A 20,619-nucleotide genomic window follows, 5' to 3' on the forward strand; every position below is an offset into this window, starting at 1 on the left:
GCTTGCTCCCTCCCACATTGTGATCGCTTTTAGTCATTTTTATTGGGGTGACGCCGCAGATCCAGGGTCATCGGCAATTCGTCATTGATCACAACACTCGGCACGGTGAGCTTTCCTGGTGTATGGCCGAGACGGAAAAACCGCGCCATGCGCCGGCTCTCCGCCTCATTGGCGTTTACCGGCAGGCTGTCGTAATTACGCCCGCCCGGATGCGCAACATGGTACTGGCAGCCGCCCAGGGAGCGCTGCATCCAGGTGTCCAGCAGGTCGAACACCAGCGGCGCATGCACCGGGATGGTCGGTTGCAGGCAGTTGGCCGGTTGCCAGGCGCGGTAACGCACGCCGGCGACGAACTCACCGATGCGCCCGGTCGGTTGCAGCGGCACCGGGATGCCATTGCAGGTCAGCAGGTAGCGTTGCGGCGGCAGCCCGCTCACCTTCACCTGCAAGCGCTCCAGGGACGAATCCACATAGCGCACCGTGCCGCCCACCGCGCCCTCTTCGCCCAGTACATGCCAAGGCTCCAGGGCCTGGCGCAGTTCCAGTTCGATCCCGCTGACGGCGTAATCGCCCACCTTGGGGAAGCGGAACTCCAGGTGCGCGGCGAACCATTCGGCGCGTAACGGGTAACCGGCGGCGTTCAACTCGACGATGACGTCGGCAAAATCCTGCTCGATAAAGTGCGGCAACAGGAAGCGGTCATGCAACTCGGTGCCCCAGCGCGCCAGTTTCGGCGGCGCATAGGGTTCACGCCAGAAGCGCGCCACCAAGGCCCGCAGCAGCAATTGCTGGGTCAGGCTCATGCGTGCGTGGGGCGGCATTTCAAAGGCCCGCAACTCGAGCAAACCCAGGCGGCCCGTGGCACCGTCGGGCGAGTAGAGTTTGTCGATACAGAATTCGGCGCGGTGGGTATTGCCCGTCACGTCGATCAACAGGTTGCGCAGCAGGCGATCCACCAACCACGGCGGGCATTCTTCACCCGGCTGCGGCATTTGCGCAAAGGCGATTTCCAGTTCATACAGCGCGTCGTTGCGGGCTTCGTCGACCCGCGGTGCCTGGGAGGTCGGGCCGATAAACAGGCCGGAAAACAGGTACGACAGCGAGGGGTGGTTATGCCAATAGCTGATCAGGCTGCGCAGCAGGTCGGGCCGGCGCAGGAACGGCGAGTCCTTGGGCGTCGCGCCCCCCAGCACAAAGTGGTTACCGCCGCCGGTGCCGGTATGGCGGCCGTCGATCATGAACTTCTCGGTGGTCAGCCGGGTCTGCCGCGCCTCCTCGTAGAGGAATTCGGTGCGTTCCACCAACTCGTCCCAGGTCGCGGACGGCTGCACGTTGACCTCGATCACACCCGGATCCGGCGTGACGCGGAAGTTGCTCAGGCGCATATCGAACGGTGGTTCGTAGCCTTCCAGCAGCACCGGGCAGTGCAATTCCTCGGCGGTGGCTTCGATGGCGGCCACCAGTTCCAGGTAATCCTCGACGCGTTCCAGGGGCGGCATAAACAGGTACAGGCGCCCTTCCCGCGCTTCGGCGCACAGGGCGGTGCGGGTCAGCCAGTCGGCGGACTCGTCGACCTCGGGCACTCGCTCGTCGCTCGGCGAGGGTTCGCCATGGCTTTGCAGTTGCGCACTGGTCGGCAGTTCCGGCTGATCCTGGTTAGGGTCGGTGGGGTGCACGAACGGATACTCCGCCGCCGTCACCCACGGCTGCGAGGCCAACGGCAGGCGATAGCCCAGCGGCGAATCCCCCGGCACCAGACGGCAATGGTTATCGCGCAGGTACCAGCGCCCGCTCTGCCAGCGGTCATTGGCCGCCGTACGAGCCAGCGGCAGTACCTGACCGATGACTTTATCCAGGCCCTGGCTGAACACCTTGCGCAAGCGTTCGCGCTCCAGTTCGTCGCTCAAGCGCGGGTCCTGGGCCGTGACGTTTTGCGGCAACGCACCTTCGCGCCACAGGTAGTAGAAGTTGTCTTCGAAGGCCGGGAATACAAAGCGCGCCGGCAACTTCAGGCGCTCGGCGACGCTGGCCAGGAAGCGCCCGGCCATTACGCCATCGGCGCCGTAGTCCTGTTGTTCATCGGCGATCAGCGCGCTGTTGTGCCAGATGGGCACGCCGTCACGGCGCCAGTAGCAGTTAAGCGACCAGCGCGGCAATTGCTCGCCGGGGTACCACTTGCCCTGGCCGAAGTGCACCAGGCCCTTGGGCGCGTAATGCTTGCGCATGCGCTGGAACAGTTCGGCGGACAAGCGCCGCTTATCCGGCCCGAGGGCTGCGGTGTTCCACTCGGCGCCGTCGGGGTCGTCGATGGAGACGAAGGTCGGCTCGCCGCCCATGGTCAGGCGTACATCATCCTTGAGCAGGTCGCCATCGATCTGCCGGCCCAGGGCCTGGATCGCCAGCCATTGCTCTTCGGTGTAGGGCTTGGTGACCCGTGGCGCTTCCCAGATGCGCTCCACCGACATCTCGTGGGTAAATTCGCACTCGCAGGGTTCCACCAGCCCACTGATCGGCGCGGCGGACGATGGATCGGGACTACAGGCCAACGGGATGTGCCCTTCACCGGCGAACAACCCGGAGGTGGCATCCAGGCCGATCCAGCCGGCACCGGGCAAATACACTTCGCACCAGGCGTGCAGGTCGGTGAAGTCGACTTCGGTGCCGGAGGGGCCGTCGAGGGCTTTGACGTCGGCGGTCAGCTGGATCAGATAACCGGACACAAACCGCGCCGCCAACCCGAGGTTGCGCAGCAATTGCACCAGCAGCCAGGCCGAATCACGGCAGGAGCCGGAAGCGTTTTCCAGGGTGAATTCCGGGGTTTGCACCCCCGGTTCCATGCGGATCAGGTAGCCGATGTCGGCGGCCAGGCGCTGGTTGAGGCCCACCAGGAAGTCCACGGCCGGCAACGGCGTGCGGTCGATACCCGCCAGGTAGGCGGCAAACCTCGGCGTCAGCGGCAGGGTTTCCAAGTACGGCGCCAGCTCGCGCTGTTCATCGGCGGCGTAGCTGAAGGGGATTTTTTCGGCGTAGGGCTCAAGGAAAAAATCGAACGGGTTGAACACCGCCATCTCGGCGACCAGGTCAACCTCGATGCACAATTCATCGGTCTTTTCCGGGAACACCAGACGCGCCAGGTAATTGCCCTGGGGGTCCTGCTGCCAATTGATGAAGTGCTGCTCGGGCAGCACTTTGAGTGCGTAGGACAAAATCCGCGTGCGGCTATGGGCCGCCGGGCGCAGACGCACGATCTGTGGGCCAAGTTCGACCGCGCGGTCGTAGCGGTAATGCGTAACATGGTGCAACGCGACATGAATCGACACGGCGGCCTCCTGCGAGCCAGGGCATGGACACAAAGCGCGCAAGACTTATGCCAGAGCGGCGGTCATTGCGCTTTATCGTAAGACCCGGTGCAGTACAGCACCAAAACGGCGCTGTGGCTGCGGTAATGGTGCAAGGGTTGCACATATTTGTGGCGGATGTGGGTGGGGCGGTATCGAATGGGTGGGCGCCGGGGGTGGGGAATCACCTCGGTTTCTTTATTCTGATGATTGCGCGCTCGTGTTTGCGGCGCTTTTCAATGGCCACCATTATCTTGCCCCGCATGTCGCGAAGTTCTACGTAGATGTCACGCATTTCGCGGTGGCGTTTACTACTAAGCAATACGAGGCCGAGCAGCGGCCACACGATGCTTTCTGCGTAAATGAATGGGTGCGGTGAAAACTGAAAAGCTGGTAAAGCGAATAACAAGCAGGCCATGAAAAGACCATACATGCCCCAGACCCATTTCGGCCGCCCGCAGACAATCATGACATTGCAGAGGGTGATAAAGAGGGCCAATATCCCACAGGCATTTACAGCAGCAGACGTCGATAATGCCCAGGGGGCTGCTCGCGGATAGTAGTGTTCCAGCAGTGCCACAACCGCAGTCCCACCCAAAAGTCCCATAAAGATCGCACTGATAAAAACGGGAAAGTAACGCAAAAGAAAAGGGCGTCTCGGTATGAGATATCTCGTTTTGAGTAATCTCATTCTGAAATTTCCTCATACAGCCCAACCGCGATGATCCGTATGTTCCCGGACCGCACGCTGCCAGCAACGCCCGACACCGCGCCAACGGCATCGAGCATCTGCATGATGGTCCCACGCCTCACTTCTGCCGAGGTGTGGCGCCTGGGCATCTCTCCAGCCATTTGTTTGAGTTTGACCATTTTCCGGGTCATATCAGGATGGTTGATACTCAGTAATTCCTTGGTGAGCTTTACCCGTTCCTGCCGATTCAAGCCTTTGAGTACCTGATGCGTATTTTTTCCTGTTGCCTTTTTCAGCATATTGACGAACCGGATCGTAGACATTGCCGTGTTGCCGATACTTAACAATGAAGCCGCATCCAGCCCAATAGTTACGGCTTGGTACCATTCATTGCTGTCCAACTCGTCGTTGCGCGCAGGGTCTACATATTCATATCGCGTTCGCTGAAAACCCATAATGCACTGAACACTGCTGGCTGAGGCGCCTACGACGCTAATCGCAGCCGCTACGCCAGAGCCCCCAAAAGTAAATGGACTCAACCCGAACCCACCCGCTATCACCACCCAACTAATCACCGCCGACGTACACGCCAACGCCGCATTCACCGCCTCAAACGCCACCTGCGACTCGCGCGGCTCATTCGCCAGCCGCCGAGCAAACTCCACCCGTCCGACATAGCTTGGCGCCTCACGCAAAATCACCGTCTTCGGCGCCACGCTGCAAATCGGCTGGAACTCACGCAACACAACCGCACGCAACTGAGCATCGAGATACACCACCCCCGCACCGACGATGGCGGGATCAGCATCAATCGCCGCAAACAACTTTTGCAGATCAATACTGCTTTCTATCCACTGCCGCGTCGTGAGATGCGCACTGGGAAACCCGTCTTTCAACACGTTGGAAGTCATCCCTTTACTCCGATTTTTCACAAGAGCGCAGAGGTTAAAGACTGACTATCCGCAAAAAATGTCAGAAGCTTCGCTTTATCAAGACAGGCACTTCCTGATCACGATGTAGCGTCTTGTAGGCCATATCCCGAATAGGAAAAAGTACGCCGCGCGCCACTACCGGCGAGCAACCAAACAGGGAGCGACCATGGCAACCGATATGTTTTTGAAGCTGGGGGACATCAAGGGTGAGTCCAAGGATCAGGTGCATCGCGATGAAATCGAGATCAGCAAATGGGGCTGGGGCATGTCCCAGACAGGCTCCATGCATACCGGCAGCGGCGGCGGTGCCGGCAAGGTCAATATTGAAAACCTGTCCATCTCCAAGGTCATGGACAAATCTTCACCCAACCTCATGATGGCCTGCTCTACTGGCAAGCATTACCCCGAGGCCAGGCTGGTGGTGCGCAAGGCTGGCGGCAGCAGTGCCGTGGAGTATCTGGTGATCACGATGAAGGAGGTCATGGTCATCTCGTACCAGACCGATGCGGTAACGACAGACGACACATTGACTGAAGTCATCGGCCTGAACTTCGCCACGGTCGAAGTCAGTTACCAGCCGCAGAAAGCCGATGGTGGCAAGGACGGCGGCGCCGTCAAGTACGGCTGGAACATTCGCCAGAACATCAAAACCTGAAAATACGCGCCGGGACCACACTCCAGCCCCGGCGTACTCACGTTTGTCCCAAGGTGCGAAGACACAGGTGACGAATCTACTCAGTCAACGGGCTTTTCGCTGTGCGATGACGGCTTGGCGCAGGCGGCGGACTTCCAGCAGCCGTTGGCGCATTTCGCGGTGGCGCCTGCTGTTGAGCAACAGCAAGCCCAGCAACGGAAACAGCACCGCCGAGCCATAGACCAGGGTGTTGATACCGTATTGAATCATCGGCAACACGAACAACAGGCAGCACACCAGATAGCCCGCCACGAGCCGGGTGGCCCAGCGATACCCGCGAGCGATCATCACGCTGCCAAACACCAGCACCGCCACCAGCACCAGGATCGCAGCCCCCGAATAGCTGGACTTGAGCGCTGGATCAACCCCGCGCAGGTACGTCACACCGGCCATGGATACCGCCGCCGAGCCGGAGAAGATCGCCATGAAAATCGTCCCCATGAAGACCGGGAAATAGCGCGCGAGAAAACCGTTTATCGAAGGCGGCTCCTTCACATGCGACTACTCGATCTGACGGTTGATTTGACCGCCTGCCGAATACGACGGATTCCCACGAGTTTCGTGCGCATCTCTCGTTGAACCTTGCTGTTAAGTGTCAATAATCCGAGCAATGGGAATAACAGCGCCAACCCATAAAGGACTTTGTGGGGCTGGAATTGAACCATCGGAACTACAAACAGTAGACAGGCGACATAGATACCGACCATTACCCACACCCAGGAGGGTCGGCCCCGCAAAATCATAAAGTTGCTATGGACCGTCAACAGAATGAGCAGCGCCCCGGCAGACATGATCTTGAGCCCCACTTGAGCCATCGGCGCATCACGAAAATAGGTGATGAACGCCAGCGCCACAGCCAACGCCAAAGAAAAACACGCAGCAAATACGCCGCCCATAAACGTCAGAAAGTACTGTCTGAAAAAGTCGCGTAGCGTCATCAATTCGCTCATTCGCTTACCTCCTCGTACAGTCCAATCGCGATGGTGTTGACGTTTCCGGAGTAGGCACTCCCGCCAAACCCAACGCTTGCGCCCAGGACGTCTTTGATCTGGGTAGTGGTGCTGTGCTTGAGCTGCGTAGGGGTGAAACGCTTGGTGAGTTCGCCCGACGCCTGCCTCAATTTGATCATCTTCGCGGTCAAGCTGGGATGGTTGATGCTCAGCAGCTCTTTCGTCAGCTTGGCTCTTTCCTGGCGATTCAAACCGCGAAGCACATCACGCAGGCTCTTGCCCGTCGATGCTTTGGCGGCCCTGACCAGCTTGACCGTCGTCAGGGCCGAAGCGCCCACGCCTGCCAGTGATACAGCGTCCAGCACGATGGACGCATTCTGGTACCAGCCTTCACTGTCGAGCGAATCCTTGACCTCAGGTTTGGCGACTTCCAGCGCTGTTCGGGCAATGCCGTTGAAACACTGAAGCGTACTTGCGCCGGCAGCCGCATACCCCACTACAACGATGACGGAACTGGCGCCAGCGCTGAAAGGCACCAGAATTGTTCCACTGGCGATCGCAGCCCAACTGATGACCGCCCCCAAGCAGGAGATTCCGGTATTCACGGCTTCGCCAATCAGTCGCGATTCTCGAGGATTGCTCACGACATGTTGAGCAAACTGTGTTGGCGCAATGTACTTCTGCGCTTCACGCAAAATGATGCGCTTGGGCTTGATGCTGCAGATGGGCTTGAATTCGCGCAGGGTAATGACATTGAAGTCAGCGTCGATATACACCACCCCCGCGCCGACGATGCTGGGGTCGGCGTCGATGGCCGCGAACAGCCGTGGCAGGTTGATCTGGCTTTCGATGCGCTGGCGCGCCATGAACTGGGAGCGGTTGGAGTCCATGCCGATGCCGGCCAGGGGGTTGCCCATGGGGTGTTCTTCCTTGAAGGGGTGGAGACTGGACTGACGCTATCGGGGGCAAGCCCCCGATGGCAATTTAATGGGCGCCACCTTAACAAACAGACTCCCCACCGCCTAGAAAGCAAAACGCCAGCACAAGGCTGGCGTTTGCATTTTCAAGCGACGATCAACGCGGCACGACCGGCTTGCGGGCCGGCTTGCCGCCCTTGCCCTTGGCCGCATCGCTGCGTTCCTTGGCCGCCTGCTTGTTACGCGCCTGGGCCGCCGCCTTGGCTTGCTCACGCTTGTCCCACGGGTTGCTGCCGTCACTGCCACGGGGCGGCAAGCCGGTGTGCTGGGTGAGGATCCTGGTGGTGGTTTCCTTGGCGACCTTGTGGCTGCCGGCCGGCGTCGAGTTCTTGCGACGAGCGCTCTGGTAGCTGTCGGTGCTCGGCTGGTGCAGCGGGATCAGTTGGTCCTTGCCCGGCCCGATCAGGTCGGCACGGCCCATGCGGGTCAACGCTTCACGCAGCATCGGCCAGCCCTTCGGGTCGTGATAGCGCAGGAACGCCTTGTGCAGGCGGCGCTGCTCCTCGCTCTTGACGATGGTCACCGCGTCGCTCTTGTAGGTGACCTTGCGCAGCGGGTTCTTGCCCGAGTGGTACATCGCGGTGGCGGTGGCCATCGGCGACGGGTAGAACGCCTGCACCTGGTCGGCGCGGAAGCCGTTGCCCTTGAGCCACAGGGCCAGGTTCATCATGTCTTCATCGGTGGTGCCCGGGTGAGCCGCGATGAAGTAAGGGATCAGGTACTGCTCCTTGCCCGCTTCCTTGGTGTACTTCTCGAACATGCGCTTGAACTTGTCATAGCTGCCAATGCCCGGCTTCATCATCTGGTTGAGCGGACCTTCCTCGGTGTGTTCCGGGGCGATCTTGAGGTAGCCACCGACGTGGTGGGTGACCAGCTCCTTGACGTATTCCGGCGACTCGACCGCGAGGTCGTAGCGCAGGCCGGAAGCGATCAGGATCTTCTTCACACCCGGCAATGCACGGGCGCTTCGATACAGCTGGATCAACGACGAGTGGTCGGTGTTCAGGTTCGGGCAGATACCGGGGAACACGCACGACGGCTTGCGGCACGCGGATTCGATTTCCGGGCTCTTGCAGGCAATGCGGTACATGTTCGCAGTCGGGCCGCCGAGGTCGGAGATCACACCGGTGAAGCCCGGCACCTTGTCGCGGATCTCTTCGATTTCGCGAATGATCGACTCTTCGGAACGGTTCTGGATGATCCGCCCTTCGTGCTCGGTGATCGAGCAGAAGGTGCAGCCGCCGAAGCAGCCACGCATGATGTTCACCGAGAAACGGATCATGTCGTAGGCCGGGATCTTCTCCTTGCCGTACGCCGGGTGCGGAACACGGGCGTAAGGCATGCCGAACACGTAGTCCATTTCTTCGGTGGTCATCGGAATGGGCGGCGGGTTGAACCACACGTCCACTTCGCCGTGCTTCTGCACCAGGGCGCGGGCGTTGCCTGGGTTGGTTTCCAGGTGCAGCACGCGGTTGGCGTGGGCATAGAGCACGGCGTCGCCACGGACTTTTTCCACCGAGGGCAGGCGGATCACGGTCTTGTCGCGGGTCATGCGCGGGCTGGCCAGGATCTGCACGACCTTGGCTTCTTCCGGATCATCGACCGGCCCCTTTTCCTGCTCGATGGCGCAGGCCTGGGTGTCCTGGGTGTTGACGTACGGGTTGATGATCTTGTCGACCTTGCCCGGGCGATCGATACGCGTGGAATCCACTTCGTACCAGCCGGCTGGGGTATCGCGACGGATGAACGCGGTGCCGCGCACATCGGTAATGTCTTCGATCTTGTGGCCCCACGACAGGCGCTGGGCGACTTCGACGATAGCCCGCTCGGCGTTGCCGTACAGCAGGATATCGGCGGTGGCGTCGATCAGGATCGAGTTGCGCACGCGGTCCTGCCAGTAGTCGTAGTGGGCGATGCGGCGCAGGGATGCTTCGATGCCGCCGAGTACGATCGGCACGTTCTTGTAGGCTTCCTTGCAACGCTGGCTGTACACCAGGCTGGCGCGGTCCGGGCGTTTGCCGGCCATGCCGCCTGGGGTGTAGGCGTCGTCGGAACGGATTTTCTTGTCGGCGGTGTAGCGGTTGATCATCGAGTCCATGTTGCCGGCCGCGACGCCGAAGAACAGGTTCGGCTCGCCCAGTTTCATGAAGTCGTCTTTGGACTGCCAGTTCGGCTGCGCAATGATCCCGACGCGGAAGCCCTGGGACTCCAGCAGCCGGCCGATGATGGCCATGCCGAACGACGGGTGGTCCACGTAGGCATCACCGGTGACGATGATGATGTCGCACGAATCCCAGCCAAGCTGATCCATCTCCTCCCTGCTCATCGGCAGGAATGGCGCAGGGCCGAAACATTCGGCCCAGTACTTGGGATAGTCAAATAACGGCTTGGCTGTTTGCATGACGGTGACCGGTGTTGAGATGAAAAATCGCGGGCGCGGAATATAGCACAAATTTTGACCAATTCCGACGGTAATGGTCGGAATTGAGCAGACGGGTTATTCGTCGTCGTCGAAGTTGTAGCTGCCCGGCGCCAGGTTCTCGAAGCGCGTGTATTTACCGATGAACGCCAGGCGGATAAAGCCGATCGGGCCGTTACGCTGCTTGCCGATAATGATCTCGGCAATGCCTTTGTGCTCGGTCTCGGGGTGATACACCTCGTCGCGGTACACGAACATGATCACGTCGGCATCCTGCTCGATCGCTCCGGATTCCCGCAAGTCGGAGTTCACCGGGCGCTTGTTGGGGCGTTGTTCCAGGGAACGGTTGAGCTGGGACAGTGCCACCACCGGGCAGTTGAATTCCTTGGCCAGGGCCTTGAGTGACCGGGAGATTTCGGAAATTTCGTTGGTCCGGTTATCGCCGCTAGAACCCGGGATCTGCATCAACTGCAGGTAGTCGATCATGATCAGGGCGATGTCGCCGTGCTCACGCACCAGGCGGCGGGTACGTGCACGCATCTCGGACGGGCTGATACCGGCGGTGTCATCGATAAACAGCTTGCGGTCGTTGAGCAGGTTGACCGCCGAGGTCAGGCGCGGCCAGTCGTCGTCTTCCAGGCGACCGGCACGCACCTTGGTCTGGTCGATACGGCCGAGGGACGACAGCATACGCATGATCAGCGATTCGCCTGGCATCTCGAGAGAGTACACCAGTACGGTCTTGTCGCTGCGCAACACGGCGTTTTCCACCAGGTTCATCGCAAAGGTGGTCTTACCCATGGATGGACGACCGGCGACGATGATCAGGTCGGACGGCTGCAGGCCGCTGGTCTTCTCGTCGAGGTCGGTGTAGCCGGTGGAAATACCGGTGATGGCGTTGTCGGTGTTGAACAAGGTGTCGATGCGGTCGATGGCCTTGGTCAACAGGTCATTGACGCTGACCGGGCCGCCGGTTTTCGGGCGCGCTTCGGCGATCTGGAAGATCTGGCGCTCGGCTTCGTCAAGGATTTCGGCGGCGGTGCGACCTTCGGGGTTGAAGGCGCTGTCGGCGATTTCGGTGCTGATGCCGATCAACTGGCGCAGGGTGGCGCGCTCGCGAACGATCTGGGCATAGGCCTTGATGTTGGCGACGGACGGCGTGTTTTTTGCCAGTTCACCCAGGTAGCCCAGGCCACCGACCTGGGAGGTCTGGCCTTCCTTGTCCAACTGCTCGGCCAGGGTCACCACGTCGATTGGGGAGTTCTGGTCGGCCAGCTTGGCGATGGCACGGAAGATCAGGCGGTGGTCATGACGATAGAAATCGCCGTCCGAGACTTGATCCAGCACGCGTTCCCAGGCGTTATTGTCCAGCATCAGGCCACCGAGCACGGCCTGTTCGGCCTCGATGGAATGCGGCGGCACCTTCAGGGCAGCGGTTTGCAGATCGTATTGCTCAGGAGCTGAAATATCGTTCATGGCCACTTGGAATTAGGGGATTGTAGAAAAACAAAAGGCACGACCTGTAAACAGGATCGTGCCCGATGTTAACTGCCCGACACACGAGGTGCCAGTCAGTTAGGTGCGACTTAAGCTGCTACCACGACAACGCGTACGGTGGCTTCAACTTCGGCGTGCAGGTGCACGGCTACGTCGAATTCGCCTACGTTGCGGATGGTGCCGTTCGGCAGACGAACTTCGCTCTTCTGCACTTCAACGCCGGAGGCGGTCAGTGCATCAGCGATGTCGTGGGTGCCGATCGAACCGAACAGCTTGCCTTCGTCACCGGCGGTGGCAGTGATAGTCACTTCCAGCTCAGCCAGTTGGGCAGCGCGAGTTTCAGCCGAAGCTTTCTTGTCTGCCGCTGCTTTTTCCAGCTCGGCACGACGCTCTTCAAACGCAGCCAGGTTGGCAGCGGTTGCAGCGGTGGCTTTGCCGTATGGCAGCAGGTAGTTACGACCGTAGCCGGCCTTAACGTTCACTTTGTCGCCCAGGTTGCCCAGGTTGGCGACTTTTTCCAGAAGGATCAGTTGCATGTGAAAATCCTCTAACTTTTAACCTTCACCGTTCGCGTTATCGGCGTCTTTCGGCGCAGAACGTCCGCGAAAATCAATCAGGCTGTCGACAATGGCCAAGACCACGAGTAACGGACCGATCAAGTGCATGAGCGGCAGGACGGTGACGTAGATCCCCACCAGCCAGAAACTGGCCAGTCTTTTCTGCGCGACAAGCCCGTGAATCAGGGACAAGCCAGCGAAGAACAGCGGCACACCGCACAACGGCAACAGGATCAAGGTGTGCCACCCGATAAACGGGGCAACGCACATGACGGCCAGCAGTGACAGCGCAACGCGCTTGGGGATCCGGATTGCGCGAAACTCGCTTCCGAAACCGCCGGGGTTATACAACAACGCCTGCCAATAGCGCCCAAGAATCAGGCACAACACACTAAAGACCTGCACCGAAACCGCTGTCGAAATGATCAACATCGGAACTGCCAGTGAAGCGAGTGCTGCTTTCTGGTCTGCCGAGAACTTCTCGTAAGACTCACCCATCACCAGCGGCAAGACGTGTTGAAACGTCTGCGCCAACGACTCGATGAAGGAACCGAAGACGGTCCCCAGGCTCACCGCACACAACAACCCCACGGCCGTGCTGACCAGCAGCACGCGATTCCAGGAATGCCCGGCGCGCAAAACCAACGCCAGACTGCAACTCCCCAACAGCACCAGAAGCGCTGTCGGGTCTTGCAGGAAATGCCAGCTCACCAACACTGACAACAACCCCAGACCCAGGACGCTCAAGGCGTCCGAACCGCGCCGCAGGAGCACAAGGCAACCCGCGGCGGCACCCAACCAGAACAACAACGGCAACACTGCACATCCAGCCACTACCAGAGTGGCCTGCACACGACCGCGCATGATGAACTCAGCTAAGGCGCGCATGCATTCAATCCCTTACTACTTGTCGACTGCCCGGTCTCAGCGGCCGTGGCTGTCGGTGTAGGCCAGCAGGGCCAGGAAGCGGGCGCGCTTGATAGCGGTAGCCAGCTGACGCTGATAACGTGCTTTGGTACCGGTGATACGGCTTGGAACGATTTTGCCGGTCTCGGATACGTAGGCTTTCAGAGTGTTGAGATCTTTGTAGTCGATCTCCTTCACTTCTTCAGCGGTGAAGCGGCAAAACTTACGACGACGGAAGAAACGTGCCATTTGATAGGCTCCTTAATAAGGTCCGTGGATTACTCGTCAGCGTTATCGCTGCTGTCGCTGTCATCACTATCAGCGCTATCAGCGCCTTCGTGCTCAGGACGGTCGCGACGCTCACGGCGCTCACTGCGGTTTTCTTCAGCCTTGAGCATCTCGGATTGGCCGGTAACGGCTTCTTCGCGACGGATGACCAGGTTACGGATCACTGCATCGTTGTAGCGGAAGTTGTCTTCCAGCTCGGCCAGGGCCTTGCCGGTGCACTCAACGTTCAGCATCACGTAGTGAGCCTTGTGAACATTGTTGATTGCGTAGGCCAGTTGACGACGACCCCAATCTTCCAGACGGTGGATTTTGCCGCCGTCTTCTTCGATCAGCTTGGTGTAACGCTCAACCATGCCGCCGACTTGCTCGCTTTGATCCGGGTGGACCAAAAAGATGATTTCGTAATGACGCATGAATGCTCCTTACGGGTTGTAGCCTGCCGCTCAAAAACGGTCAGACAAGGAGTGAATGACACTTATGGATCTTGCCGCAGGGAGGCACATCGGTGCCTGCCAGGAAGGCAAGGGGCGCAATTGTAGAGAAGGGGAAGAACGGGCGCAAGGTGATTGGTGATTATTTGAACAATCTCCCAGACACCACAAAAGCACATGTGGGAGGGGCAAGCCCCCTCCCACATGTTGGTTCTACGCCAGGCTTGGAATTACTTCTTCGCCTTGGCCTTGGCACCACGCTGACGCTGGGCCTCAAACAGGCACACGCCGGTCGCAACCGACACGTTCAGGCTGCTGACGCTACCGGCCATCGGCAGGTGCACCAGGTAATCGCAATGTTCACGGGTCAGGCGACGCATGCCCTTGCCTTCGGCTCCCATGATCAGGATGGTCGGGCCGGTGAGGTCCTGGTCATAAATGCTGACCTCGGCCTCTCCCGCCGTGCCCACGACCCACAGGCCGCGCTGCTGGAGTTTCTCCAGGGTGCGCGCCAGGTTGGTCACGGCCACCAGCGGAATCACTTCCGCCGCGCCACAGGCGACTTTACGCACCACCGGCGTCAAGGTAGCCGACTTGTCCTTAGGCACAATCACCGCCAGCGCACCCGCAGCATCGGCCGAGCGCAGGCACGCGCCGAGGTTGTGCGGGTCGGTCACGCCGTCCAGCACCAGCAGCAGCGGTGCACCTTCGGTACGGTCGAGCAGCTCATCGAGCATCGCTTCGCCCCAGACCTGGCTCGGACTGACGTCCGCCACCACACCCTGGTGGACGCCTTCGACCCACACGTCCATTTCACGCCGTTCGGCCTGGCCGATGGCGACTTTGTTTTGGGTGGCCAACTCGACCAACGCCTGTACGCGCGGCTCGCTGCGACCTTCGGCCAGCCAGACTTGCTTGACGCGCTTAGGGTGGTGACGCAGCAGTGCTTCTACGGCGTGGACGCCGTAGATTTTTTCCAGACTCATGACTTGGCCTTAGGTTTGCGCGACCCGCCGCTTTTCGCGGGGGCCGAACCCGCTTTTGGCGGGCCTTTACGGTGTTTACTTGGCTTGCTCGACGGCTTTTCCGCCCCCTGGGACTTTCCCCCAGACGCCGCTTTACCACCGCTTTTGGCTTCGTTGAGCAACTGCTGCTTCAACTCACGGCTCTTGCGCAGTTCGGCGTTTTTCGCCGCCGCGTCGCTTGGGCGGTAGGCCTCGGGTGCTTTGTCCTTGGCTGCTGGACGGCGCCCGGCCTTGGCCGGAGCAGGCTCTGCAACTGCCGCTTTGGCGGGAGCGCCTTTGCCTTTGCTTGCAGGCGCGGTCGTCTCGCTGCCACGCTTTTTACGGCCCGGCGCTTCGGCGGGCTTGTCAGGCATGCCAAAGTCGATCTTGCGCTCGTCGAGATCGACGCGCATGACCTGCACTTCCACGGTATCGCCCAAACGGAAACTGCGACCGGTACGCTCACCCGCCAGGCGGTGGTGCACAGGGTCGAAGTGGTAGTAGTCACCCGGCAAGGCGGTGACGTGCACCAGGCCTTCGACGTAGATGTCGGTCAGCTCGACGAACAGGCCAAAGCCGGTCACGGCGGTGATCACACCTGGGAACGACTCGCCCACGCGGTCCTTCATGAACTCGCACTTGAGCCAGTTCACCACATCGCGGGTGGCTTCGTCGGCGCGGCGCTCGCTCATGGAGCACTGCTCGCCCAACTGTTCCAGGGCCGCTTCGTCGTACGGATAGATCCGCGCCTTCGGAATGGTCATGGCACCGGCGCGCTTGACGTGCGGGGTGTTCTGCTTGGAATGGATCACGCTGCGGATTGCGCGGTGCGTGAGCAAGTCCGGATAACGGCGAATCGGCGAGGTGAAGTGGGTATACGCCTCGTAATTCAGGCCGAAGTGGCCCTGGTTATCGGCGCTGTACACCGCCTGGCTCAGGGAGCGCAGCATCACGGTCTGGATCACGTGGTAATCCGGACGGTCCTTGATGCTGGCCAGCAGTGCCTGGTAGTCCTTCGGCGTCGGGCCGTCCTTGCCTTTGTGCAGGGACAGGCCCAGCTCGCCGAGGAACGCGCGCAGTTTTTCCAGGCGCTCCGGTGGCGGGCCATCGTGTACACGGTAGAGCGCAGGGATTTCGTGCTTTTTCAGGAATTCAGCGGTGGCCACGTTGGCCGCCAGCATGCATTCCTCGATCAGCTTGTGCGCATCGTTACGGGTGGTCGGGGTGATCGCGGCGATCTTGCGCTCGGAACCGAAGACAATCCGGGTTTCCTGGGTTTCAAAATCGATCGCGCCACGCACATGACGGGCACCCAGCAACACTTTGTACAACGCGTACAGCTGCTTGAGGTGCGGCACCACATGCCCGTACTCACCACGCAACGCCTTGGCTTCGCTGGTTTTCGGCTGTTCCAGGATGGTGCTGACCTTGTTGTAGGTCAGGCGCGCCTGGGAGTGGATCACCGCTTCATAGAACTGGTAATCGGTCATTTCGCCGGTTTTCGAGATAGTCATCTCGCAAACCATGGCCAAACGGTCGACTTTCGGGTTCAGGGAGCACAGGCCGTTGGACAGCTGCTCAGGCAGCATCGGGATCACGCGCTCAGGGAAATACACGGAGTTGCCGCGTACCTGGGCCTCGTTATCCAGGGCCGAACCGATCTTCACATAGCTGGAAACGTCGGCAATCGCGACGAACAACTTCCAGCCGCCGGAGAACAGGCGCAGCTTGCCGGGCTTGGCTTCGCAGTAGACCGCATCGTCGAAGTCGCGGGCATCTTCACCGTCAATGGTGACGAACGGCAGATGGCGCAGGTCGATGCGTTTTTCCTTGTCCTTTTCTTCGACTTCCGGCTTGAGCTTGGCGGCTTCCTTGAGCACAGCCTCAGGCCAGACGTGAGGAATATCGTAGGTACGCAGCGCGACGTCGATTTCCATGCCCGGCGCCATGTAGTTGCCGACCACTTCTACAATATCGCCCTGGGGCTGGAAGCGCGCAGTCGGCCAGTGGGTGATTTTCACCTCGACGAACTGGCCGACCTTGGCAGCGCCATTGCGGCCCGGGGTGATCAGCACTTCCTGCTGGACCTTCGGGTTATCCGGCACAACAAAGCCGATACCGCCTTCTTCGAAGTAGCGGCCGACGATGGACTCGTGGGCACGGGACACCACTTCGACGATCACGCCTTCACGGCGACCACGACGGTCCAGTCCGGAAACCCGCGCCAGGGCACGGTCGCCATCGAACACCAGGCGCATTTGCGCCGGGCTCATGAACAGGTCATCACTGCCGTCATCCGGGATCAGGAAGCCGAAACCGTCACGGTGGCCGGCAATGCGGCCGAGGATCAGGTCGAGCTTATCCACGGGTGCATAGGTGCCACGGCGGGTGTAGATCAGTTGAGCATCGCGCTCCATGGCACGCAGGCGGCGGCGCAGGGCTTCGAGCTGGTCTTCGGTGGTCAGACCGAACTCTTCGACCAACTGCTCACGGCTAGCAGGCGAACCCCGATCGGCGAGGTGCGCCAGGATCAGTTCGCGGCTAGGAATAGGGTTTTCATATTTTTCCGCTTCACGAGCGGCCTCGGGATCGAGGGACTGCCAATCGGCCATTAGAGATTTTTCACCTTGTCTATATGCGGGTTAGTTTGGCATACGCGTATTGAAACGGGAAATTTCAGGCATCAACAAGCGTTTAAAAGCCTTTTACAGCCCTCGCCGCGCACCTTGCACGACCATTGGCGAAATTTTCCAGGTTTTTTTCATAGCAGGGGTTTACAGCTAAAAAACCGCTCCGTATAGTGCGCGCCATCGACGACGGCAACGTTGTTGATGCTGCCCAGGTGGTGAAATTGGTAGACACGCCAGCTTCAGGTGCTGGTGATCGCAAGGTCGTGGAAGTTCGAGTCTTCTCCTGGGCACCAAATTCAGATCAAACCCGCGAAAGCGGGTTTTTTCGTTTCAGGCTTCTGATTTTTAACGAGAAAATCGATTTATATTTTTCGAATCAGGGGTTTACAGATTAAAAAGCCCGCCGTATAGTTCGCCCCATCAACAGCGGCAACGTTGCTTGATAATGCCCAGGTGGTGAAATTGGTAGACACGCCAGCTTCAGGTGCTGGTGATCGCAAGGTCGTGGAAGTTCGAGTCTTCTCCTGGGCACCAAATTCAGATCAAACCCGCGAAAGCGGGTTTTTTCGTTTCCGGGGTTTGAAAACCTCCACCAGCAATTTCCCCCCTTCGGCGCACTTGAGAAGTTTTATCGTTTATCCTTGCAATGATTTGTTGCACTCAAGTGAGGAAAACCCCGGATGATGATCCGCGATACCCGTCTCAAGACATCCCTTCTGCGTGGCCTGACCATCACTCTGCTCGGCCTGACCCTACTCTCCCCCGCCGCCTATTCCGCCGACAAGGTCTCCCTGACCCTGTACAACGGCCAACACAAAGAAGTCGGCGATGAACTCGCCAAGGCCTTCGAAGCCAGGACCGGTATTCACGTCAACGTACGCAAGGGCAGCAGCAACCAACTGGCCAGCCAAGTCGTGGAGGAAGGCGACCGCTCCCCTGCCGACGTGATCTACACCGAGGAATCGCCGCCACTGAACAAACTTGGCGAGCAAGGCCTGCTGGCCAAGATCGATGCTGGCACGCTCGACGTGCTCCCCAAGGATTACGTCGGCCGTAACGGCGACTGGATGGGCGTGACCGCACGCACCCGCGTCGTAGCCTTCAACCCCAAACTGATTGCCGAGAAAGACCTGCCCAAGTCGGTATTGGATTTCGCCGGCCCCGAGTGGCAAGGCAAGGTCGGTTTCGTACCTACCAGCGGCGCCTTCCAGGAACAGGCCGTGGCGATCATCAAGCTGCACGGCCGTGAAGCCGCCGAAGAATGGCTGACCGGCCTGCGTGCCTTCGGCAAGGTGTACAGCAACAACATGGTCGCCCTGAAGGCCGTGGAAAACGGCGAAGTAGCCACCGTTCTGGTGAACAACTACTACTGGTTTGCCCTGAAGAAAGAAAAAACCAACCTCGATTCCCAACTGCACTACTTCACCGATGGCGATGCCGGCGGCCTGATCACCGTGTCTTCGGCGGCCGCGCTGAAATCCAGCAAGCATCCCAAAGAAGCCCAGCAACTGCTGGCGTTCATGGCCAGCGAAGAAGGCCAGCGCGTGATTACCACTACCTCGGCCGAGTACCCGCTGCGCAAAGGCATGGAATCCAACCGCGGCCTCAAGCCTTTCAGCGAACTGCAGCCGCCGAAAGTCACGCCTGCCGACCTCGGCAACGCAGAAGAGGCCTTGGACCTGGAACGTGAGGTTGGCTTGAACTGATGAACCCATCGCTACCCACCCCCGCCCTGCGCGGGGGGTTCAGCCCACGCCGCAAGCGCCCTTCGATCTGGCTACTGCTCCCCGTCCTGCTACTGGTTGGCCTGAGCCTGCTGCCACTGGTGTACGTCGGGCTGAAGGCCTGGCAGGCGGGCTGGGAGCAGGCGGTGCATCTGCTCTGGCGCCCCTATGTGTTCGGGCTGCTGCGCAATACCCTGGCGCTGATGGTCGGCGTGACGGTGGCGTGCGGCGTGATCGGCCTGTCCCTGGCCTGGCTGCTGGAACGCAGCAATCTGCCGGGACGCCGCCTCTGGGGCGTAGTCCTGTGCCTGCCGTTCGCGGTGCCGGCGTTTGTCAGCAGCTTCACCTGGGTATCCCTGAGCGCCCACTTCGAAGGGCTCGGCGGCGCGATCCTGGTGATGACCCTGTCCAAATACCCGCTGGTGTTTTTGCCAGTGGCCGCAACCTTGCGCAACCTGGACCCTTCCCTTGAAGAATCGGCCCGCACCCTGGGGCAGAATCGCTGGGGCGTATTCCTGCGCATCACCCTGCCCTTGCTGTGGCCGTCGCTGCTGGCTGGGGCACTGCTGATTGCCCTGCATATGCTGGTCGAGTTCGGCGCGCTGTCGATCATCGGCCTGCAAACCTTCACCACCGCGATCTACCAGCAATTCGAACTGGAGTTCAGCAATGCCAATGCCGCGATGCTTTCGGCGGTATTGCTGGTGATGTGCCTGACCCTGCTGTGGCTGGAACTGCGCGTGCGCGGCAAGGGCCGGCACGTGCGCATCGGCCAGGGCGCGGCGCGGCATGGGGAGCAGGTGCGACTGGGCAAGTGGGCGCCACTGGGCCAGGTGTATTGCCTGACGCTGGCGATCATCGGCAGCGGCATCCCCTTGGGCATGCTCGGCTATTGGCTGGCGGTAGGTTCATCGGCGGCATTTCCAATGGCCGAGATTGGTGAGGCATTGCTGTCCTCCCTGATGCTATCGCTGGGTGGCGCGGCGCTGTGCCTGGCGCTGGCGGTACCGCTGGGGCTGCTGGTGGTGCGCTACAAGGGCCGACTGGCAATCTGGGCCGAGCGCCTGCCGTACCTGCTGCACGCCCTGCCCGGCCTGGTGATTGCGTTGACACTGGTGTATTTCGCCCTGCATTACGTGCCGGCGCTGTACCAGACCTCTGCGTTGCTGCTGATCGCCTATGCCTTGTTGTTTCTTCCATTGGCCCAGGCGCCGATCCGCACGGCCTTGAACAAAGCAGCACCGCAGCTGGAAGAGGCTGCACGCACGCTGGGGGCATCGTCGTTCAGTGCGTTTTGCCGAGTGACGCTGCCGATTATTTTTCCGGCATTGGGTGCGGCATTTGCGCTGGTGTTCCTGGACGCCATGAAGGAATTGACGGCGACGCTGCTGCTCAGCCCCACCGGGCTGAATACCTTGGCGACTGCCGTGTGGGCGCACACCTCGAATGTGGAGTTTGCGGCGGCGGCGCCTTATGCAGCGTTGTTGATAGTGGTGTCGGGGTTGCCGGTCTATCTGCTGACAACTCGGATGTACTTGAGCCGCTGAGATCGCTATCGGGGGCAAGCCCCCGATGAGGCCA

17 protein-coding genes and 2 tRNA genes are annotated in these 20,619 nt (G+C 60.2%); 5 read left to right on the forward strand and 14 right to left on the reverse strand.

All coding sequences use genetic code 11. From position 1 onward, the window contains the following. Positions 1-29: 29 nt before the first annotated feature. The 3 genes from V3W40_RS18120 to V3W40_RS18130 all read right to left on the reverse strand — a co-directional run bounded on the left by V3W40_RS18120 (position 30) and on the right by V3W40_RS18130 (position 4,940). Positions 30-3,320 carry a transglutaminase family protein gene (locus V3W40_RS18120; RefSeq protein ID WP_330215446.1) on the reverse strand — a complete coding sequence of 1,097 codons (3,291 nt, stop codon included), beginning with the start codon at positions 3,318-3,320 and terminating at the stop codon, positions 30-32. A 202-nt stretch (positions 3,321-3,522) separates the two neighbouring features. After that, positions 3,523-4,029: a hypothetical protein gene (locus V3W40_RS18125; protein ID WP_074848596.1), complete on the reverse strand. Its 507-nt coding sequence runs from the start codon at positions 4,027-4,029 to the stop codon at positions 3,523-3,525. Continuing rightward, on the reverse strand, positions 4,026-4,940 hold the full coding sequence (locus V3W40_RS18130) for an NAD synthetase (RefSeq protein ID WP_074848593.1): 915 nt from the start codon (positions 4,938-4,940) through the stop codon (positions 4,026-4,028). Before V3W40_RS18130 ends, V3W40_RS18125 begins: the two co-directional genes overlap by 4 nt. A gap of 187 nt (positions 4,941-5,127) precedes the next feature. On the opposite strand from V3W40_RS18130, the gene V3W40_RS18135 reads away from it, so the two are divergent. Next, a complete protein-coding gene (locus tag V3W40_RS18135; protein ID WP_053134453.1) occupies positions 5,128-5,616 on the forward strand; it encodes an Hcp family type VI secretion system effector in 489 nt (162 codons plus the stop codon). Between the two features lie 84 nt (positions 5,617-5,700). Here the strand turns inward: V3W40_RS18135 and V3W40_RS18140 are convergent, their stop codons facing one another. The 11 genes from V3W40_RS18140 to rnr form a co-directional block, all read right to left on the reverse strand. After that, positions 5,701-6,096, reverse strand: a complete 396-nt coding sequence (locus V3W40_RS18140; protein WP_330215500.1) for a hypothetical protein — start codon at positions 6,094-6,096, stop codon at positions 5,701-5,703. A 50-nt stretch (positions 6,097-6,146) separates the two neighbouring features. Next, positions 6,147-6,605, reverse strand: coding sequence for a hypothetical protein (locus V3W40_RS18145; RefSeq protein ID WP_024073094.1), 459 nt, complete (start codon positions 6,603-6,605; stop codon positions 6,147-6,149). After that, positions 6,602-7,522 carry a hypothetical protein gene (locus V3W40_RS18150; protein WP_027607691.1) on the reverse strand — a complete coding sequence of 307 codons (921 nt, stop codon included), beginning with the start codon at positions 7,520-7,522 and terminating at the stop codon, positions 6,602-6,604. Before V3W40_RS18150 ends, V3W40_RS18145 begins: the two co-directional genes overlap by 4 nt. Before the next feature lie 157 nt (positions 7,523-7,679). After that, complete coding sequence (locus tag V3W40_RS18155) at positions 7,680-9,983, reverse strand: YgiQ family radical SAM protein (protein WP_027607690.1); 2,304 nt, start codon at positions 9,981-9,983, stop codon at positions 7,680-7,682. Positions 9,984-10,079: 96 nt separating this feature from the next. Beyond that, positions 10,080-11,477 (reverse strand): replicative DNA helicase, encoded by a 1,398-nt coding sequence (dnaB, locus tag V3W40_RS18160; protein ID WP_017526410.1) that lies wholly within the window; start codon positions 11,475-11,477, stop codon positions 10,080-10,082. Between the two features lie 110 nt (positions 11,478-11,587). Next, the gene (gene rplI / locus V3W40_RS18165) at positions 11,588-12,034 is read right to left on the reverse strand and encodes a 50S ribosomal protein L9 (protein WP_003171376.1); all 447 of its coding nucleotides are present in this window, start codon (positions 12,032-12,034) and stop codon (positions 11,588-11,590) included. 18 nt (positions 12,035-12,052) lie between these two features. Beyond that, positions 12,053-12,943, reverse strand: a complete 891-nt coding sequence (locus tag V3W40_RS18170) for a hypothetical protein (RefSeq protein WP_065925619.1) — start codon at positions 12,941-12,943, stop codon at positions 12,053-12,055. Between the two features lie 36 nt (positions 12,944-12,979). Further along, a complete protein-coding gene (rpsR, locus tag V3W40_RS18175; RefSeq protein WP_003171373.1) occupies positions 12,980-13,210 on the reverse strand; it encodes a 30S ribosomal protein S18 in 231 nt (76 codons plus the stop codon). A gap of 29 nt (positions 13,211-13,239) precedes the next feature. Then, complete coding sequence (rpsF, locus tag V3W40_RS18180) at positions 13,240-13,662, reverse strand: 30S ribosomal protein S6 (protein ID WP_003171371.1); 423 nt, start codon at positions 13,660-13,662, stop codon at positions 13,240-13,242. A gap of 248 nt (positions 13,663-13,910) precedes the next feature. Then, on the reverse strand, positions 13,911-14,666 hold the full coding sequence (gene rlmB / locus V3W40_RS18185) for a 23S rRNA (guanosine(2251)-2'-O)-methyltransferase RlmB (RefSeq protein WP_010213600.1): 756 nt from the start codon (positions 14,664-14,666) through the stop codon (positions 13,911-13,913). Next, positions 14,663-17,296, reverse strand: coding sequence for a ribonuclease R (gene rnr / locus V3W40_RS18190; RefSeq protein WP_065947127.1), 2,634 nt, complete (start codon positions 17,294-17,296; stop codon positions 14,663-14,665). Before rnr ends, rlmB begins: the two co-directional genes overlap by 4 nt. Before the next feature lie 224 nt (positions 17,297-17,520). On the opposite strand from rnr, the gene V3W40_RS18195 reads away from it, so the two are divergent. The 4 genes from V3W40_RS18195 to V3W40_RS18210 all read left to right on the forward strand — a co-directional run bounded on the left by V3W40_RS18195 (position 17,521) and on the right by V3W40_RS18210 (position 20,585). Beyond that, a tRNA-Leu gene (locus V3W40_RS18195) sits at positions 17,521-17,607 on the forward strand. 154 nt (positions 17,608-17,761) lie between these two features. After that, a tRNA-Leu gene (locus tag V3W40_RS18200) sits at positions 17,762-17,848 on the forward strand. A 146-nt stretch (positions 17,849-17,994) separates the two neighbouring features. Further along, positions 17,995-19,020 (forward strand): iron ABC transporter substrate-binding protein, encoded by a 1,026-nt coding sequence (locus tag V3W40_RS18205; RefSeq protein WP_065925621.1) that lies wholly within the window; start codon positions 17,995-17,997, stop codon positions 19,018-19,020. Then, entirely contained in the window at positions 19,020-20,585 is a 1,566-nt protein-coding gene (locus tag V3W40_RS18210; protein ID WP_330215447.1) for an ABC transporter permease, read from the forward strand. Before V3W40_RS18205 ends, V3W40_RS18210 begins: the two co-directional genes overlap by 1 nt. Positions 20,586-20,619: the final 34 nt, after the last annotated feature.

Origin of the sequence: Pseudomonas sp. AM8 (genome assembly GCF_036346475.1) — a bacterium.
GTDB lineage: Bacteria > Pseudomonadota > Gammaproteobacteria > Pseudomonadales > Pseudomonadaceae > Aquipseudomonas > Aquipseudomonas marginalis.

Coding starts and splice junctions, on each gene's coding strand:
- V3W40_RS18125 (WP_074848596.1), bottom strand. CDS start 4,029: ATGAGATTACTCAAAACGAGATATCTCATACCGAGACGCCCTTTTCTT.
- V3W40_RS18130 (WP_074848593.1), bottom strand. CDS start 4,940: ATGACTTCCAACGTGTTGAAAGACGGGTTTCCCAGTGCGCATCTCACG.
- V3W40_RS18135 (WP_053134453.1), top strand. CDS start 5,128: ATGGCAACCGATATGTTTTTGAAGCTGGGGGACATCAAGGGTGAGTCC.
- V3W40_RS18140 (WP_330215500.1), bottom strand. CDS start 6,096: ATGGGGACGATTTTCATGGCGATCTTCTCCGGCTCGGCGGCGGTATCC.
- V3W40_RS18145 (WP_024073094.1), bottom strand. CDS start 6,605: ATGAGCGAATTGATGACGCTACGCGACTTTTTCAGACAGTACTTTCTG.
- V3W40_RS18150 (WP_027607691.1), bottom strand. CDS start 7,522: ATGGGCAACCCCCTGGCCGGCATCGGCATGGACTCCAACCGCTCCCAG.
- V3W40_RS18155 (WP_027607690.1), bottom strand. CDS start 9,983: ATGCAAACAGCCAAGCCGTTATTTGACTATCCCAAGTACTGGGCCGAA.
- dnaB (WP_017526410.1), bottom strand. CDS start 11,477: ATGAACGATATTTCAGCTCCTGAGCAATACGATCTGCAAACCGCTGCC.
- rplI (WP_003171376.1), bottom strand. CDS start 12,034: ATGCAACTGATCCTTCTGGAAAAAGTCGCCAACCTGGGCAACCTGGGC.
- V3W40_RS18170 (WP_065925619.1), bottom strand. CDS start 12,943: ATGCGCGCCTTAGCTGAGTTCATCATGCGCGGTCGTGTGCAGGCCACT.
- rpsR (WP_003171373.1), bottom strand. CDS start 13,210: ATGGCACGTTTCTTCCGTCGTCGTAAGTTTTGCCGCTTCACCGCTGAA.
- rpsF (WP_003171371.1), bottom strand. CDS start 13,662: ATGCGTCATTACGAAATCATCTTTTTGGTCCACCCGGATCAAAGCGAG.
- rlmB (WP_010213600.1), bottom strand. CDS start 14,666: ATGAGTCTGGAAAAAATCTACGGCGTCCACGCCGTAGAAGCACTGCTG.
- rnr (WP_065947127.1), bottom strand. CDS start 17,296: ATGGCCGATTGGCAGTCCCTCGATCCCGAGGCCGCTCGTGAAGCGGAA.
- V3W40_RS18205 (WP_065925621.1), top strand. CDS start 17,995: ATGATGATCCGCGATACCCGTCTCAAGACATCCCTTCTGCGTGGCCTG.
- V3W40_RS18210 (WP_330215447.1), top strand. CDS start 19,020: ATGAACCCATCGCTACCCACCCCCGCCCTGCGCGGGGGGTTCAGCCCA.